At 71.8% G+C, this 15,384-nt stretch carries 24 protein-coding genes; 7 read left to right on the top strand and 17 right to left on the bottom strand.

Annotated elements, in window-relative coordinates; translation table 11 throughout:
• Positions 1-15 precede the first annotated feature (15 nt).
• The 12 genes from GIS00_RS23210 to GIS00_RS23155 all read right to left on the bottom strand — a co-directional run bounded on the left by GIS00_RS23210 (position 16) and on the right by GIS00_RS23155 (position 4,260).
• Positions 16-363 carry a nitrile hydratase subunit alpha gene (locus tag GIS00_RS23210; RefSeq protein WP_154770807.1) on the bottom strand — a complete coding sequence of 116 codons (348 nt, stop codon included), beginning with the start codon at positions 361-363 and terminating at the stop codon, positions 16-18.
• 85 nt (positions 364-448) lie between these two features.
• Positions 449-808, bottom strand: coding sequence for a hypothetical protein (locus GIS00_RS23205; protein ID WP_154770806.1), 360 nt, complete (start codon positions 806-808; stop codon positions 449-451).
• An 88-nt stretch (positions 809-896) separates the two neighbouring features.
• Positions 897-1,250 carry an NHLP leader peptide family RiPP precursor gene (locus tag GIS00_RS23200; RefSeq protein ID WP_154770805.1) on the bottom strand — a complete coding sequence of 118 codons (354 nt, stop codon included), beginning with the start codon at positions 1,248-1,250 and terminating at the stop codon, positions 897-899.
• 101 nt (positions 1,251-1,351) lie between these two features.
• Positions 1,352-1,531 (bottom strand): hypothetical protein, encoded by a 180-nt coding sequence (locus GIS00_RS23195; RefSeq protein ID WP_154770804.1) that lies wholly within the window; start codon positions 1,529-1,531, stop codon positions 1,352-1,354.
• Positions 1,532-1,598: 67 nt separating this feature from the next.
• Positions 1,599-1,784: a hypothetical protein gene (locus GIS00_RS23190; RefSeq protein WP_154770803.1), complete on the bottom strand. Its 186-nt coding sequence runs from the start codon at positions 1,782-1,784 to the stop codon at positions 1,599-1,601.
• Positions 1,781-1,984, bottom strand: a complete 204-nt coding sequence (locus GIS00_RS23185; protein WP_154770802.1) for a hypothetical protein — start codon at positions 1,982-1,984, stop codon at positions 1,781-1,783. Before GIS00_RS23185 ends, GIS00_RS23190 begins: the two co-directional genes overlap by 4 nt.
• 41 nt (positions 1,985-2,025) lie before the next feature.
• On the bottom strand, positions 2,026-2,226 hold the full coding sequence (locus GIS00_RS23180) for a hypothetical protein (protein WP_154770801.1): 201 nt from the start codon (positions 2,224-2,226) through the stop codon (positions 2,026-2,028).
• The gene (locus GIS00_RS23175) at positions 2,210-2,596 is read right to left on the bottom strand and encodes a hypothetical protein (protein WP_154770800.1); all 387 of its coding nucleotides are present in this window, start codon (positions 2,594-2,596) and stop codon (positions 2,210-2,212) included. Before GIS00_RS23175 ends, GIS00_RS23180 begins: the two co-directional genes overlap by 17 nt.
• 123 nt (positions 2,597-2,719) lie before the next feature.
• Entirely contained in the window at positions 2,720-2,959 is a 240-nt protein-coding gene (locus GIS00_RS23170; RefSeq protein WP_154770799.1) for a hypothetical protein, read from the bottom strand.
• Positions 2,956-3,366 carry a hypothetical protein gene (locus GIS00_RS23165; protein ID WP_154770798.1) on the bottom strand — a complete coding sequence of 137 codons (411 nt, stop codon included), beginning with the start codon at positions 3,364-3,366 and terminating at the stop codon, positions 2,956-2,958. Before GIS00_RS23165 ends, GIS00_RS23170 begins: the two co-directional genes overlap by 4 nt.
• Before the next feature lie 16 nt (positions 3,367-3,382).
• Positions 3,383-3,748: an NHLP leader peptide family RiPP precursor gene (locus tag GIS00_RS23160; protein ID WP_196073415.1), complete on the bottom strand. Its 366-nt coding sequence runs from the start codon at positions 3,746-3,748 to the stop codon at positions 3,383-3,385.
• A gap of 119 nt (positions 3,749-3,867) precedes the next feature.
• A complete protein-coding gene (locus GIS00_RS23155; protein WP_154770797.1) occupies positions 3,868-4,260 on the bottom strand; it encodes a nitrile hydratase subunit alpha in 393 nt (130 codons plus the stop codon).
• Between the two features lie 339 nt (positions 4,261-4,599).
• Between GIS00_RS23155 and GIS00_RS23150 the strand changes: the two genes are divergently transcribed.
• Positions 4,600-5,739 (top strand): metallophosphoesterase, encoded by a 1,140-nt coding sequence (locus GIS00_RS23150; RefSeq protein WP_322098353.1) that lies wholly within the window; start codon positions 4,600-4,602, stop codon positions 5,737-5,739.
• Positions 5,740-5,855: 116 nt separating this feature from the next.
• Positions 5,856-6,047, top strand: coding sequence for a hypothetical protein (locus tag GIS00_RS23145; RefSeq protein WP_154770796.1), 192 nt, complete (start codon positions 5,856-5,858; stop codon positions 6,045-6,047).
• A 180-nt stretch (positions 6,048-6,227) separates the two neighbouring features.
• Here GIS00_RS23145 and GIS00_RS29155 read toward each other — a convergent pair whose 3' ends face one another.
• Positions 6,228-7,751, bottom strand: a complete 1,524-nt coding sequence (locus GIS00_RS29155; RefSeq protein ID WP_322098352.1) for an ankyrin repeat domain-containing protein — start codon at positions 7,749-7,751, stop codon at positions 6,228-6,230.
• A 296-nt stretch (positions 7,752-8,047) separates the two neighbouring features.
• Positions 8,048-8,446: a COMM domain-containing protein gene (locus tag GIS00_RS23135; protein WP_230314013.1), complete on the bottom strand. Its 399-nt coding sequence runs from the start codon at positions 8,444-8,446 to the stop codon at positions 8,048-8,050.
• An 80-nt stretch (positions 8,447-8,526) separates the two neighbouring features.
• Between GIS00_RS23135 and GIS00_RS23130 the strand changes: the two genes are divergently transcribed.
• On the top strand, positions 8,527-9,321 hold the full coding sequence (locus GIS00_RS23130; RefSeq protein ID WP_322098351.1) for a glycerophosphodiester phosphodiesterase family protein: 795 nt from the start codon (positions 8,527-8,529) through the stop codon (positions 9,319-9,321).
• Positions 9,322-9,425: 104 nt separating this feature from the next.
• On the opposite strand, the gene GIS00_RS23125 is transcribed toward GIS00_RS23130, so the two are convergent.
• Together GIS00_RS23125 and GIS00_RS23120 are read right to left on the bottom strand one after the other, a co-directional pair.
• The gene (locus tag GIS00_RS23125; protein WP_154770795.1) at positions 9,426-10,232 is read right to left on the bottom strand and encodes an alpha/beta hydrolase; all 807 of its coding nucleotides are present in this window, start codon (positions 10,230-10,232) and stop codon (positions 9,426-9,428) included.
• Positions 10,233-10,386: 154 nt separating this feature from the next.
• Positions 10,387-10,683 carry a DUF1905 domain-containing protein gene (locus GIS00_RS23120; protein ID WP_154770794.1) on the bottom strand — a complete coding sequence of 99 codons (297 nt, stop codon included), beginning with the start codon at positions 10,681-10,683 and terminating at the stop codon, positions 10,387-10,389.
• A gap of 84 nt (positions 10,684-10,767) precedes the next feature.
• On the opposite strand from GIS00_RS23120, the gene GIS00_RS23115 reads away from it, so the two are divergent.
• From GIS00_RS23115 to GIS00_RS23100, 4 genes are all read left to right on the top strand, one after another.
• Positions 10,768-11,412, top strand: coding sequence for a TetR/AcrR family transcriptional regulator (locus GIS00_RS23115; protein WP_154770793.1), 645 nt, complete (start codon positions 10,768-10,770; stop codon positions 11,410-11,412).
• A 562-nt stretch (positions 11,413-11,974) separates the two neighbouring features.
• The gene (locus tag GIS00_RS23110; RefSeq protein WP_322098350.1) at positions 11,975-12,724 is read left to right on the top strand and encodes a thymidine kinase; all 750 of its coding nucleotides are present in this window, start codon (positions 11,975-11,977) and stop codon (positions 12,722-12,724) included.
• Between the two features lie 176 nt (positions 12,725-12,900).
• Positions 12,901-13,302: a DUF2255 family protein gene (locus tag GIS00_RS23105; protein ID WP_154770791.1), complete on the top strand. Its 402-nt coding sequence runs from the start codon at positions 12,901-12,903 to the stop codon at positions 13,300-13,302.
• 156 nt (positions 13,303-13,458) lie between these two features.
• Complete coding sequence (locus tag GIS00_RS23100) at positions 13,459-14,406, top strand: NAD(P)H-dependent flavin oxidoreductase (protein ID WP_322098349.1); 948 nt, start codon at positions 13,459-13,461, stop codon at positions 14,404-14,406.
• Positions 14,407-14,490: 84 nt separating this feature from the next.
• On the opposite strand, the gene GIS00_RS23095 is transcribed toward GIS00_RS23100, so the two are convergent.
• Complete coding sequence (locus tag GIS00_RS23095) at positions 14,491-15,123, bottom strand: LysE family translocator (RefSeq protein ID WP_154770790.1); 633 nt, start codon at positions 15,121-15,123, stop codon at positions 14,491-14,493.
• Positions 15,124-15,384 lie beyond the last annotated feature (261 nt).

The following is a 15,384-nucleotide window of genomic DNA, read 5'->3' as shown; positions in this document are numbered from 1 at the left end:
TCGTCGTTCCCGGGGTCAGACCGACTTCTTGCGTCCGTCCGGCAACGACCACACGGCGCCGAGGGTGCCGGCGACGACGACGCCGACGTACAGGAAGGCCGGGGTGAATCCGCCGGAGGCGCCGGCCAGCGCGTCCTCGTCGAGCTCGGCTTCAGGGTCGATCGCCGGCGGCAGGGCGAGAACGAACTCGTCCGCGGCCGATTCCTCGATCCGGATCGAGATCTGCTCCGGCACCTCGATGCCGGACTTTCGCAACGTGGTTCGCGGGTCGGACATCAGCGCGGACCGGAACTCCGGCTCGACGGCCGCACGCAGCTGGATCTGCTCCAATGGGGACGTTGCCGCGGTGGTGATGTCGCTCATGATCGCTCCGGTTGCTGTGGTTCGTCGGTAGGGACGGCTACTGCTGCGGGATGACCTCGGCCGGTGGACAAGGCCGGAAAACTGCTCATCGCACGGGGATCCGTTGGGCCCGGTTCTTCGGGTCGTCGGTCAGGTTGATCGCTGCCCACAGCCCGACGAATCCGACTCCGAAGACGATTCCGGGGGTGAGGCCGCCGGAGGCGCCCGCGAGGACGTCCTCCTCGAGCTCGCCCCCCGGAGCGATCGCCGGCGGCAGCGTCAGTACGAATTCGTCAGCACCGGATTCCTCGATCCGGATCGAGATCTGTTCCGGCACAGCGATGCCGGACTCGCGCAGGGTGGTCCGCGGATCGGCCAGCAGGGCCGACCGGAACTCCGGCTCCACAGCAGCACGGAGCTGGACCTGTTCGACAACGGACACCTGCGGCGCGACGGACTCGGTCATCTTCTTGTCCTTGCTCGGCCGTGGATCAGGGATCCGGTCTGCGGGTGGTCATCGTACGGGCGGGGGCCGCCACACCGGAGAGGAGATGTCAGTACTTGGTGGCGGTGGGGAACGCGCTGTTCGGACCGCCGAACTTGTAGCCGAGGTAGCCGACCACGGCGAAGCCCGCGAGGAACGGGCTGAGACCGCCGGAGGTCCCGGCGAGCTGGTCCTCGTCGAGCTCGACATCGGCGGACACGTCGATCGCCGGCGGCAGGGTGAGGACGAACTCCTCGGCCGTCGACTCCTCGATGCGCACCGCGACCGAGTCGGGCACCTCGATGCCCGCCTCGCGCAGGGTGGCGTGCGGGTCGCTCAGCAGCGCGGCCCGGAAGGCCGGGTCGGTGGCGGCACGCACCTGGACCTCGGTCATCGGGCTGGTGGTGGGGATGGACGTGGTCATGGGGAATTCCGTTCTTCTGCGGGGCTGTGGCGGATCTTCTGCGGCTGGAGCGAGCACATGGACGCGTGGGGACAACCGACCGCGCCGGTGGACCGAGTGGTTCAGCCGGCGAGGGTGATCCGGGTCGGATTCGACACCGGCCCCTCGGGCGGGAAGGACCACGGCCACCGGTCCTGGTTCTGCACCCGGTAGCCACCGGCCACACCATGGAGGGCGTCGTCGGTGAGCGGGGCTGTCCCGTCGGGCAGGCCGTGCTCCGGCGCAGGGTGACGATCGTCCATGACAGTCCTCCATGTGTTGTGGGGCGGTGACGAGCCGGTGGCTCGGTGCGGGAAGGTGTGGTGGGGCTCAGGTTTCGTCGACGATGTAGTGGATGACCCGGGGACCGGTCCGCTTGATGTGCAGTCCGATGTTCGGGTCCTTGCCACCGCGATCGAACGTGGGCATACCGACGAACCCGCCGGTGACTGCAGCGAGATCGTGCTCCTCCAGTTGGGTGTCGTCCGGCGGGACCGACGACGGAACGGCCGTCATTCGTCCACCGCCGAGGTGCTGCGCACCCGCAGCTCGTACTTCAGCCGATCCATCGCCGTCATACCGTTGATGACGCCGGCGAAGGGGTGCTCGTCCAGGCGGAGTGGGCGATCCCGGGGGATGGTGAACCCGCCGGCGACAGCGCCCAGTTCGTCGTCGGTCAGCTCGACATCAGCTGATGCGAAGTGGTTGTCGTGCACGTTCAGTTCCTTCCGGGAGTTGGCGGCGCCCGCCTGGACGGTCAGGCCGGGTCGGTGGTGTCGAAGTACCGGATCACCGGTGCCGCGCCGGGCGTCGGTGGCCGGAGCCGGCCGCCGAACTCCCAGCCGGGTCCGGTGAGGAACCCGCCGTTGCCCGCACCGGTCACCTCCGCGAACGCCTCGTCGGGCAGTTCGTCGTCCGCGCCGGCCGGATCGTCGGCGCGATCAGCGGAGTGCGGCACCGGTCTCGCTCAGCAGCGCGGTGTTGATGGTGCCGGTGACGCCGCCGGTGTGGCCGGTGACGATGCTCGGCGCGCCGAGCGGAATGCCGAACAGGCCGAGGATCCCGGGCATCGGGAAGGGCATGTAGAGACCGCCGCTGGCACCCTCGAGATCGTCCTCCGACAGCTCCACGTCCGCGGCGGCGCCGGCGAACGGCGGGAGGGTCAGCACCAGCGTCTCGGTGGTGGACGGGTGCACCTCGACGGCAACGCCCTCGGGGATCTCGACGCCCTGCTCGGCGAGCACCGCGGCCGGGTCGGCGATCAGGGCGTCGCGGAAGTCCTTGTCGGTGGCGGAGCGGGTCTGCAGGTCGGTCAGGGTGATGGTCACTGGGTTCTCCTCAGGAGTTGTCCGGATCTGGGGGCGAAACACCTGAGCGCCGGGTTTCGCGGCGGTCAGGAGGGTGGCGTCGTTCGGGGTCAGGGCAGGCGTCCGCCCCACCGCGATCAGTTCTCAGAGCTGGTAGGCACCGGGTGGAACGATCGACGGGAGGTACTTGAAGTCGGGTCCGTCGGACCCTCCCTTGCCCTGGATGACGGCGTAGGCCGGCGGCATCGGCGCGATTCCGCCGGTTGCGCTCTCGAGATCTGCTTCTGCGATCCCGGTGTCGGCACCGACGACGTCGACCTCGGCCTCCGGAGCGGTGCTCCGGATGTGATGGTTGTCGGCGGAGGGGACCTGCGTGATCGTCATCGTGGGCCGATCCCGCCCGGCGGGACGGGCGAGAACGGCAGGAACGAGCCGAGGTGCCCGGCGATGCCGCCCGGGATCTGCCCGACGAGCCCGCCGATCGGCGCACCGATGACCGGGCCGAGCCCGCCGATCAGGTTGCCGAAGAAGCCCGAGGGCACCCATTGGTTGCCGCCGTCGACCCGCCCGAGAGCTGCGTCATCGAGCTCGATGTCGCCGTCGTGTCCGAGGAAGGGTGGCAGGGTCAGCACCAGGGTCTGCGTCGTGGAGGGGTGCACCTCGACGGTGATCCCGTCCGGGACCTCGACCCCGTGCTCCGCGAGAACCTGTGCCGGGTCGGCGATCAGGTTCTCGCGGAAGAGCCGGTCGGTGGCCGACCGCGTCTGCAGTTCGGCAAGGGTGATCGTCATCGGTCGGCCGGGCCGCTCAGCTGACCAGGTTCTTGATGCCCTTGGCGCCGTAGTAGCCGCCGGTCGCACCGACGAGCCCACCACCGACGGCGGCCAGGCCCCAGATGGCCTCGCACATGTACCCGGCGGCCACGAAGGCCAGCGGCAGCATGCCGCCGTTGGCGGATTCCAGGTCGCCCTCGGCGATCTCGGCGTTCTCGTCGACGAAGGGCGGCAGGTCCAGCTTCAGCACGGTCGGGGTGGACTCCTGGACCTCGACGGACATGCCGTCGGGCAGCTCGATGCCGGCCTCACGCAGGGTGGCCTGGGGATCGGCGATCAGTGCGGCGCGGAACTCGGCGTCGTGGGCGGCGCGGAGCTGGATGTCGGACAGGACGGGCACGGGAAACTCCTGGTCTCTTCGGGTGTCGTGGTGCTGGGCGTGGTTGATGTGCTGCAGGGCGCCGGTACCGCCGGATCGTCGGCTTGTCCGACAATCAGCGGCAGCGGCTGTGATCCGACTCAGGACGTGGCGCCGATGATGGCGCCGGTGACAGCACCCATCACCGCGGTGGCACCGACGATGACGCCACCGTTGGCCGCGGTCAGCGCCATGATGCCGGGGATGAAGGCGAACGGGCTCAGACCACCGGAGGTGCCGGCCAGGGCGTCCTCGGACAGCTCCCCGTCGACGTCCACCGCGGCAGGGATCGCCAGCACGAACTCCTCGGCCCCCGACTCGACGGTGCGCACGGCGACGGCCTCCGGGATCTGCACGCCGTACTCGGCGAACACCGCACGCGGATCCGCGAGGACCGCGGCGCGGAACTCCGGCTCCACCGCGGCGCGCAGCTGGATCTGCTCGACGACGGACAGCTCGGGGGCGATGGTCGGCTGGTCGACGGTCTGGGTCATGGGTGAGTTCCTGCTTCCGTGAGCATGTCGGGGCCGGCTGGTCCGGCCCGATCCGGGTGGCACTGCGAAGGGGACGATCCGGGCATTGCGTGATCACGCGGTTTCGCAGAGTCATCACGCTGGTGCTGCACCGGGCTGTGGTTCGAAAGGACCAGTCGATCACCCGATCAGCCCTGTACCAGCATTCCATCACACTGTGATCAGCTGGTCACTCACCGTAGAGAGCGACTTTCGCCCGCAGGTCACGACCGCTGAGTGAGCACCGGACCGCGCGGATCCCGGCTGTGCCGCGATCGTGTGGCAGATCGAGCCGACGCGTTCCGCAGGTACCGTCGAGCCGTGCTACGCAGGCGTCTTCCGGTGCTGCTGATGGTCACGGTGGTGCTCCTGCTGCTCCACGGCGTGCCCTGGTGGCTGCTCGTCCTTGCCCCGACTCCGCCGACCTGGCTGATCGTCGCGGGCACCGTGCTGTTCGGTGGTGCGGTCGTCCTCTTCCCGCTGCTGATGGTGCGCGGCCACGGTCGGCACCACGACGACCGCGCCGCGCGGCTCGCCGACACCTGGCTCGGGTTGCTCTGGCAGCTCTTCAGCTGGAGCGTGATCGGCTCGGTCGTCTCCGCCGTGCTGGCGGTCGCCGGGGTGGGCGACCCTGGCCGGTCCCGCTGGATCGCCGCGATCGTCGCCGGATGGGTCGCCGTACAGGCGTCGTGGGGTGGCTACCAGGCCATGCGGGTCCCGCGGGTGCGGACCACCGAGGTCCGGATCCCGCGACTGCCGGCGGCTCTCGACGGACTGCGGCTGGTCGCGATCGCCGACACCCACTTCGGTCCGATCGACCGCAGCCGTTGGTCGTCCCGGGTGGTCGACGTGGTGAACGGCCTCTCCCCCGACCTTGTCGTCCACGTCGGGGACTTCGCCGACGGGTCGACCGAGGCCCGCGCGTCGCAGTCGGAGCCGCTCGGCAGGGTGTCCGCGCCGCTCGGACGCTTCGCGATCACCGGGAACCACGAGTACATGTCCGGCGCCGTGGCCTGGAGCGAGCGGATGACCGGGCTCGGCTGGACGATGCTGCACAACGCGCACGTCGTCCTCGAGAGCTCCGGCGCCCGGTTGGTGCTGGCCGGTGTCGACGACCGCACCGCGGCCCGCTCGGGGGTGTCCGGCCACGGGGCCGACCATCGGAAGGCCCTGTCCGGCGTCGATCCGGCGTTGCCCGTCGTGCTGCTCGCCCACCAGCCGCGCCAGGTCGCCGACGCCGTGGCGCACGGCGTCGACCTGCAGATCTCCGGGCACACCCACGGCGGCCAGATCTGGCCGTTCCACCTGATCGTCCGCGCCGAGCAGAAGGCGTTGCAAGGGCTGTCCCGGGTCTCCGACCGCACCCAGCTCTACGTGTCGAGGGGTACCGGGTTCTGGGGTCCGCCGTTCCGGGTCTTCGCCCCCAGCGAGATCACCGTGCTGGTGCTGCGCAGCGCCTGATCCCGGGAGCCGTCCTGCCCCGTGGCCGCTGACTCCGGGACCAAAGGCCCTGCCGCAGCGCTCAGCAGAGTGGTAGACCGGCAGCAGAACCCTCGGATCGACGAACGGAGTCCGTCATGTGGATCGACACCTTCGTACTCGCAGGCGCTCTCGTATTGCTGTGCGCGGTCATCCTGCCCGGGCGGCTGCCGGATCCGCGTGGCTCGTCGTCCGTGGCCGTCGCCGGCGCCGTGGTCGGCGTCCTCGTCCTGTCGTTGATCGGTGCCTGGGCGATGAACGTGCTGTCCTCCCAGGCCCAGCCCGGCTGATCCCCGGCATCGCGTCTCGCTGCGGTCGTCGACCGGCGCCCGGGGATGAACGCACTGTCTGCGCAGACCGGGTCCCGGATTGATCGCCGGCGTCGTGGCTGGACCCGGTGCTGTCGGTCGCCGGCGCGGGGCGGTGAACGCGCTGTCCGCCGGACCGGCGCGGGGAGGACGCTCCGGCGCTCAGCGCCCTGAACCCCGCTGCTGCCGGTCCCGCACGGCCTGCTCGAGTGCGGCGGCCAGGTCCGGATGGCCCAGGTGCGCGGCCCAGCCCGCGGGCGTCGCGGAGAACCTGCGGTCCGTGAGGGTCGGATCGGCGCCGAGCGCCAGCAGGTGCCGGGCCAGGTCTGCCTTGCCCTCCCCCGCCGCGTGGTGCAGTGCCGTCTCCCACTTCTCCTCGATCGGCGCGTCCTGGCGCCCGTAGGCGTTCACGTCCCAGCCGAGTCCGACCAGGGCCGTGACGACGTCCGGGCGGTCGTTGACCGCGGCCCGCAGCACCAGCGAGGGATGGGTGCGCCGGAGCCCGGTCACCACCGCGGGATCCAGTGCAGCGATGGCAGTCCCGTCGCCGTCGAGCAGGACGGCGAGTGCTGTCGACACGGGGTCGTCCGAGGCGGGCGCGCCGAGGTCGACCAGCAGTCGCACCATGCCGGGGTCACCGATCCGCGCGGCGAGCTGCACCGGGGTCAGGTTCCCGGCGCCGTACCCACGCCGGAGCGGCCGGTCGATCGGGACGCCGTGCCCGGCCAGCAGCCGCACGCGATCGGGCATCCGGTGGGTGACGGCCCAGGCGAGCTGCACCTCGAGCAGCCCGGCCGGGTCGTCGGTGACCTCCGGCAGCCGCCGGTGCCAGGAGCCGCCGTCGCCGGTGCCGAGCCCGAACTCGAACAGCAGCTGCAGGTGGTCGTCGGACGGCCGGAACATCCTGTTGTACAACACCTGTCCGTCGTTCGGGTCGGCACCGGCGGTCAGCAGCCGGCGCGCCAGGGCGAATGCCGCCGGATGTTCCGGCTGGTTGACCGCGCCCTGCTCGCCCTCGCCGAACAGGCCGGTGAGAGCGGTGAACGGGGTGCCCAGACCCTGCCAGAGGTAGCCGTCGTCCGGGTCCGCACCGGCGTCGAGCAGGGCGTCGAGGGTGCCGGACCAGTCCGCGTCCGGCACTCCGACCCGGGAGTAGCACAGGTGCAGCAGCGGCGAGAGCCGCCAGGGACCGGCCGGCCGGGTGGGATCCGGGTCGACCGCGAGATGCCGCCGGACCGCTGCAGCATCGCCGGTGGCGGCGGCGACGTGCAGCGACCGCCCGGGCAGGTCCGGATGGTGCGCGAGCAGTTCCGCGGCGCGCTGCCGCTGATCGGGGCGGTCGTGCTCGGTGTAGGACAGCAGCGCGAGCCGGAGGAACTGATCGACGGGATCGGCCCGGCCGTCGGTGCCGCGGGTCGGGCCGGGGTCGGGGTCCCGGCGCAGGACGGACACCAGGTCGAGGTGACGGACCAGGCGGGGCCAGCCGGAGAAGCCGTAGGCGCGGGCGAGCGCGAGCTGTGCGAGGTGCAGTGGAACGGCAGAGCCGGGGACGTGGCCGGCGAGCTCGCGCAGCAGCTCCAGCGCATCGACGCTGCCGTCCCGGGCCCGCTGTTGCAGGTCCTTGGCCTGGGCGCGCAGCTTCGACATCGACGGTCGTTCGGGGAGGAAGAAACGAGGGGTCGGCACGGCGACCTCCTTTCCGTAGGAGCCCGGGTCCGCGTCGCAGGGCCGAAAAGGAGTCGGTGGTGCTGAGGTCTTGCTGCTGCTCGATCAGGTGGACTGAGCCCTGCCCGCGGACCGGAGGCGTCCTGCACGCCGGTTCGAGAGTAACCCTGGCGCGACCGGGCGGCGAGACCTCCTTGCGCGGCCAGCGACGAGACCCGCAACCGCAAGAACCAGCAGACGATCCGCCCGGAAAGGTCGGTCCGGTGCAGGCAGCCCCGCGGCGTCGCCGGTCCGGGCTTCGGGCGGCGGGGCGCACGTCAGCGCAGCCGCTCGGCCGCCTTCGCCGCGTCCATCAACGTCTCCACCAGGTCGGCGAGCTCGGCCTTTCCTGCGGACTCCTGCAGGGCCGTGGCGACGTCCTCGGCGGCGCAGCGCACCTGGAAGAGCCGATCGGCGAGGTCGTCCCGCTCCTCCGTCGAGAGCACCACGGCGTCCTCGGGCAGCACCCCGCGCTCGACGGCATTGCGCTGCTCGTAGGCGCGCTGCCGACAGGCCTGGCCGCAGTAGCGGCGACGCCGGCCGACACCCTCCTGCACCGGCAGTTCCCGGCCACACCACTCGCACCGCACGGGAGCACCCCGCCGGCGCGTCCCGGCACGCACCGGGCCGGCCGGCGTGCTCCCGGCGGGAGCGGTCACGGTACGGGCGGGGGCCATGGCCGCACGGTAGCCCCGGGCGGGGCGGGCACGGCCCGGCTGCCGTCCGACGCGCCGGGCGGTTCGGGCAGACTGGCCCGGTGACGGCCTTCCTCGACGGATCCGGACCGCGGGCGTTCGCGCACCGCGGGTGGCACTGCGACGAGCTGGCGGGCTGCGAGAACAGCATGGCCGCATTCCGTCGGGCGGTCGACGAGGGCTTCCGTTATCTGGAGACCGACGTGCACGTCACCGCCGACGGCACCCTCATCGCCTTCCACGACCTGGTGCTGGACCGGGTCACCGACCAGCGCGGGCTCGTCGCGCACACCCCCGACCCGGTGATCGAGCGGGCCCGGATCGGCGGACGGCAGCCGATCCCGCTGTTCGCGGAGGTGCTGGACCTGATGCGGGAGCACCCGCAGGTGCGGGTGAACGTCGATCCGAAGACCGACGCCGCGGTCGGTCCGCTGCTGGACGCCCTGCGCGGTTCCGGTCTGGTCGACCGCATCTGCGTGGGTTCCTTCTCCGATGCCCGGTTGAAGGTGCTACGACAGGCACTGGGACCGGATCTCGCCACCTCCACCGGACCGAGGGAGGTGGCCCGGCTGGTCGGTCGCGCCCGCTGGATGCCGGGCCGGAGTCGGCCGCCCCGGCCGCGGGGGGCGTTCACCCGACCGGTGGCCACCCAGGTCCCGATCCGGTTCGGCAAGGTGCCCGTGCTGGACCGGCGGTTCGTCGAGCGCGCCCACCTGGAGGGTCTCGAGGTGCACGTCTGGACGATCGACGACCCGGCGGAGATGCACCGGCTGCTGGACCTGGGCGTCGACGGCCTGATGACCGACCGGCCGGATGTCCTGCGGGACGTGCTGCGCGCCCGCGGGTCCTGGGACTGACCCGGACGGTCGTCGAGCACCGTCCGGCGACTGCCTGACTCGTCGTGGGTCCGGCGGCCGCCGGACCCGGCCACCCGTCGGAACCAGGTGCGGTGCGCCGGGACTCAGCCCGCGGCGGCCAGGGTGAACGCGGCGAGCCGATCGGCCATCGGCCCGGGCTCCCAGGCGTGCTGTGCGCCGGGCATCTCCTCGACCGACGTGCCGGGGATCGCCGCCGCGATACGTGCGGCGGCGACGGGCATCTCGGGGAAGGTCTCGGTGCCGTACATACTCAGCACCGGGATCCCCAGGGCCGGAAGCGCCCCCTCGCCTGCCATCGCGGCCTCCAGCGCAGCGGTGGCCCAGGCGAGCGACTGCGCATCGGCCCGCTTGGCCACCACCGACGCGGCGATGACACCCCACTCCGGCGACGCCTTCGCCCCGGCCAGCCACTCCGGCGGCATGTCCCGCATGTAGAGCTCGGTGGCACCCTCGAGATCCCCGGCGTCGATGAGGCTCTCGATCCCGTCCGACCAGGAGGCGGTGTCGGCGGCGGAGCCGGCCAACGGCGCCTCCCACAGCGCCAGGCCGTTCACCGGCAGCCAGGCGGCCGCGGCGCGCAGCACGATCGAGCAACCGGAACTGTGTCCGCACAGCACCGCCGGGCCCCCGGCGACGTCGATGACGGCCCGGATCGTGTCGAGTTCACGATCCAGGTCGAGTCTGCCCCCGGCGGGGCTGTCGCCCCGGCCGGTCCGGTCGAAGACCAGCGTGGTCAGTCCGAGACCCGCCGCCTTCTCAGCGGTCTCGGTGGTCCACGGATCCATCGCGCGGAACGGGCCGGCACCGGCGACGAACACCAGGGCCGGACCGCTGCCGCGTAGGTCGTAGCCGATCCGGTCGCCGCGGGCGGTGGTCACGTACTCGGTCATCAGCGTTCTCCTGTCGTGGGTGAGGTGCAGGTGGTGAACAAGATCTCGGCGCGACGGCCGGCAGGGAGGCGGACAGCCGGACAGGCCGTCGGCGATCGACGTCCGGCGGTCCCGCCGCCCCCGCGATCGACAGCGGAGCGGTGCCTCCGGGAACTCAGGCGCGGCGCAGGGCGACCCGGACGTCGGCACCGTCGGACTTGCCGACTGCTCGCCGCAACGCGGCACGCACCGGGAGCATGTGCGTCCCGTCGCCCATCGGCAGCAGGGTCGCCCGGAACTCGTGGCCGTCCAGCGTCCCCCGCACCTTCACCGGCTTCCGGGTGCCGAAGGTCTCGGACGATCCGGCCAGGTACACCACGGTCCAGCCACCCGGGGTGTTGTCGCAGGTCAGCGTAGCGGTGACGGCGAGCTCCGGATCGACGGGAGCGGTGGCGGGCGAAGTGCTGGTCATGACGTCTCCTTAACTGGACTGGTCAGTTCCGACTTCCACAAACTAGACTGCCCAGTACTGAGCCGCAACCCCCGGAGGCGATCGATGACCGAACGGACCGTGTCCCGCCGCCCCGGCGGCCGGACCGCGGAGAAGGAACGCGCGATCCTGGCGGCCGCCGAGGAGGTGTTCCTCCGGGACGGGTACGCCGACGCGTCGATGGACGAGATCGCCTCCCTGGCCGGTGCTTCCAAGCAGACGGTGTACGCCCACTTCGGGAACAAGGAGCTGCTGTTCGTCGAGTTGGTGAGTGCGATGACGAAGGCCGCCGGCGCCGGCCTGCACGACGAGCCCGCCGATCCCACGGATCCGGAGGATCTCGAGGAGTTCCTGGTGGGTTACGGACTCGCCCAACTGCACCGGGTGCTGTCGCCGCGGATCGTCCGGCTGCGCCGCCTGGTCATCGGCGAGGTGGGCCGCTTCCCGGCACTGGCGAAGGTGCTGTGGGACGCAGGGCCCGCGCTGGCGATGGCGGCCATGGCCGAGCGCTTCGGCCGGCTCGACCGGGCCGGGCTGCTGCTCGTGCCGGACCCACCGGCGGCCGCCCGCAGCTTCAACTGGATGGTGATGGGCGAGCCGCTCAACCGGGCGATGCTGCTGGAGGCCCCGCCGCCCACCCGGACCTGGCTGCGGCAGCACGTTGCCGAGTCGGTGCGGGTGTTCCTCGCCGGGTACGCCCGCGGGCACTGACCACCAACGTCTCGCCCTCGGATCCCTTCCACTTCCTCCGCTCCCCCTCCACCACCCCGATCTGCGAGTGCCGCCCGCGGATCCCGATCCAGGTCGCCCACGGCACCAGTCGTCCGCGGCACAGCCCGCGACGACAGTGTTGGCGACGACACTGTTGGCGACGAGCCGTGGGCGTCGGCAATTGGCGGCCGCACCGGGGGGCGTCCCGGCTGCGCGAGCTGGCGCGGCCGATCGGTGCCGTTCGTCCGCGATCTCCGCGGTTGGACGGCACGGATGGGGCGCAGTGGCCGGTGAGGTGATCCGGGAGGGGTGTCTGGCCGGCGGCGGCGACACCGAAGTGCCGGGGCCCGGGATGAGCGGGTGGTGGGCGGCGGTCCTCGATCGGTGCCGTTGGGTCGCGGATTGCGCGGGTGGACGGCGCGGATCGGGCGCAGTCAGCAGACGGACACGGGACATGGTCCTCCCGGACGACTGGCGTGAGCGCCTTCCCCGGCAGCTGGGTGAGCGGGACCGCGATCCGGGGTTCCTGCGCATCCGCCGGGCGCCGATAGAGTGGCCGGTCGTGACGGACGACGGCAGCACCGCGGACCCACGCCGGCCGGACACCCTGTCGACGGTTCCGGCCTCCGGTGACCGGCGGGCGCTGTCGGCCGGTGGCGTGGTCAAGTTCTTCTACGGCCCGATGGACTGCGGGAAGTCGACGCTGGCCCTGCAGCTCGACCACAACCACAGCCGACAGGGCCGGCACGGACTGCTGCTGACGAAGCTGGACCGCTCGCACACCGCCCAGATCACCTCCCGGATGGGCATCGCCCGCCCGGCGGTGGAGGTCGACGACTCGATGGATCTGGCCGACCTGGTCCGCCAATCCTGGGCCCGCGGGCGCCGGGTCGACTACCTGATCGTGGACGAAGCGCAGTTCTTCACCCCCGAGCAGATCGACCAGCTGGCGCTGCTGGCCGACGACACGCAGGTCGACGTGTACGCCTTCGGCATCGCCACCGACTTCCGCGGTCGCATGTTCCCCGGCTCCACCCGGCTCTTCGAGCTCGCCGACGAGGTGCTCCCGCTGCAGGTGGAGGTGCTCTGCTGGTGCGGCCGCCCGGGCCGGTTCAACGCCCGGATCGTCGACGGCACGGTCGTCCGTGAAGGCGCCCAGGTCGTCGTGGCCGATACCGACAACGATGCCACCGCAACAGAATCCGCCGCCTCCGCTCCGGCCGTGCACTACCGCGTGCTGTGCCGGCGGCACCACCGGTCGGGGGATCTCGGCCCGGCCGCCGGGGACGGCACCCTGCCGCTGCAGGGTTGACGCGGAATCGAAAACCGCCACTGCGCAGCACCCTGCGGCCACCGCTGCTGACCGGGCCGTGGTCCCGCTGCCGGAAGTCCGCAACCCTGCCAGACTCGGCAGTACGAGCTGTGCGACGGCTGTACGACGCCGCTGGTCCGGTGGCAGCGGAGGGAACGAGAGCGCTGGGAGGGCCGATGACCCCGTCGAGCGAGGCAGCAGAAGGCTGGGACCCGGAGTTGCTGGCGGCGCTGGCCCGGGCGGTCGAGGTCGACGTCACCACCCGACGGCCCGACGGCACGCTCCGGGCGTGGGTGCCGATCTGGCTGGTCGGGGTCGGGGACCGGCTGTACGCACGCTCGTGGAAGGGCACGCGCGGTGCCTGGTACCGGCACGCGAGCCGGCTGGGCGAGGGCCTGCTGCGGCTGGACGGCACCGAGACGGTGGTGCACTTCCACAACACCGGTGCGGACATCGCCGACCGGTCGGCGATCGACGACGGCTACCGGGCCAAGTACGGCGATCACGGCGCCGCGTACATCGAGGCGATGACCGGCGAGCAGGCCACCGCGACCACGCTGCTGATCTCCCCGGGCTGATCCACCCTGCCGGAATCCACCTGTCCGATCCCCCGTCCGATCGGTACCCGGCACGGACCGACCGGTCCGGCGGACCCGCGGGTGCCCTGTGCGGAGTCACAAACTCCCGCTCCTGCACGGTGTCGGGGTCGGGCCGCCCGGTGGGACCGTCGGCCGGTGATCTTCGACAATCGCGTCACCCGCGACCTCGGTGTCCCGATCCCGATCCTGTCCGCACCGATGGGCTGGGTGGCCCGGGCCGAACTGGTGGCGGCGGTGTCGAACGCGGGCGGCATGGGACTGGTGCCGGGCTCGCTGGCACCGGACATCGTCCGGGAGGAGATCCGCCGCACCCGGGACCTCACCGACCGGCCGTTCGGGGTGAACGTGCCGCTGCTCTTCGCCAAGGATCCGCGCGTCGTGGAGATGATCATCGAGGAGGGCATCCGGTTCGTCACCACCTCGGCCGGATCACCGGCGAAGTTGACACCGGTGTTCAAGGAGGCCGGACTGGTCGTCTACCACGTGGTTCCGTCGCTGACGGCGGCGCTCAAGGCCGTCGCCGCCGGGGTGGACGGCCTGGTGGTGGAGGGCAACGAGGGCGCAGGGTTCAAGAACCCGCGCGAGGTGTCGACCACGGTGCTGGTCCCGCTGGTCGCGTCCCGGGTCGACGTCCCGGTGATCGCCGCCGGCGGCGTCGTCGACGGCCGGTCGCTGGCCTCGGTGTTCGCGCTCGGCGCGGAGGGCGCGCAGATGGGCACCCGGATGCTGGCCTCCGCCGAGTCCGCCGTGCACGACAACCTCAAGGCGGCGGTGGTGGCCGCCACCGAGACCGACACCCTGCTGATCAACCGGGCCGTCGGCCGGCCGATGCGGGTGCTGCGCACGGAGTTGTCCACCCGTCTGGAGACGGCCCTCGCCGGCGAACCCGACTCCGACGTCGCCACCTGGCTGGCCGAGGTGACCACCCTGTACTACGGCGGTGAGATCGAGGCGAGCCTGGCCCAGCTCGGGCAGGTGGCCGGGCGGATCGACGAGATCCTGCCGGTGGCAGAGATCTTCGAGCGCACGCTGACCGAGTTCCGCGACGTCGCCAAAGATCTGGCGTCGCTCGCCGGGTCCTGAGCGGTCAGCGGGTCAGCGGGTCAGCGGGTCGGCGGGTCAGCGGGTCAGCGGGTCAGCGGGTCAGCGGGTCAGCGGGTCAGCGGGTCAGCGGGTCAGTGCGAGTTTCACCCCGAAGCCGACGAGCACCGCTCCTGTCCCGCCATCGATGGTCCGTTGCGCCGACCTGCGGGTGAGCCACCTGCGCACCGAGGACGCGCCGAGGATCACCCCGGTGAACCAGATCATCCCCAGCACGGTGTGCACGAAGGCGAGCAGCAGCCCCATCCACAGGTGCGGCACGTCGGGCGGCAGGAACTGCGGGAGCACCGCGACGTAGAAGGCGCCGACCTTCGGGTTGAGCAGGTTGGTCAACATGCCGCGGCGCCACCCCGTCCAGGCGGAGCGGGCAACGGGTCCCGCGTCGACCGGGGCCGGGTCCGCCGTTCCGCGCACCGCCGCCCACAGCAGGCGGCCGCCCAGGAAGAGCATGTAGGCCGCGCCCACGATCTTGAGGATGGTGAAGGCGACGGTCCAGGCGGTCAGCAGCGCGGACACTCCGACAGCGGCTGCCGCGCCCCAGATCAGTGCGCCGGTACCGACTCCCAGCGCGGTCGCGAAGGCCGGGGCGCGTCCCTGGGTCAGCGCCGACCGCAGCACCAGTGCGGTGTCCAGACCCGGGGTGATGGTGAGCAGGCCCGCCACCACGGCGAAGGACAGGACCGCGTCGAGCAGGGTCATCTGCACCTCCGGTCCGTCGCCGGGGATCCACCCGGCGGCGGGAACACCGTAGCGGGCGCCGACCCGCTCCGGGCATCGAGGGCATCCGGGTTGTTCTCGTCACACCCGGTCGGACCACCTCGCCGCCGGACCGTGCGGTGCGCTAACCTTCTGCGCTGCGTTCCGGCGGGTGAAGGCCCGAGCCGGACGTGACACAGATTCTCCGGGACGTCCCCGGCGAGCCATCCGGTCCCGTGCGGGGAACGAACGCACATCAGATGG

Source organism: Nakamurella alba, from assembly GCF_009707545.1.
In the GTDB taxonomy this organism is placed as follows: Bacteria; Actinomycetota; Actinomycetes; order Mycobacteriales; family Nakamurellaceae; genus Nakamurella; species Nakamurella alba.
Note: the sequence above shows the minus strand (reverse complement) of the source record. Positions and strands in the feature narration are given on the sequence as shown.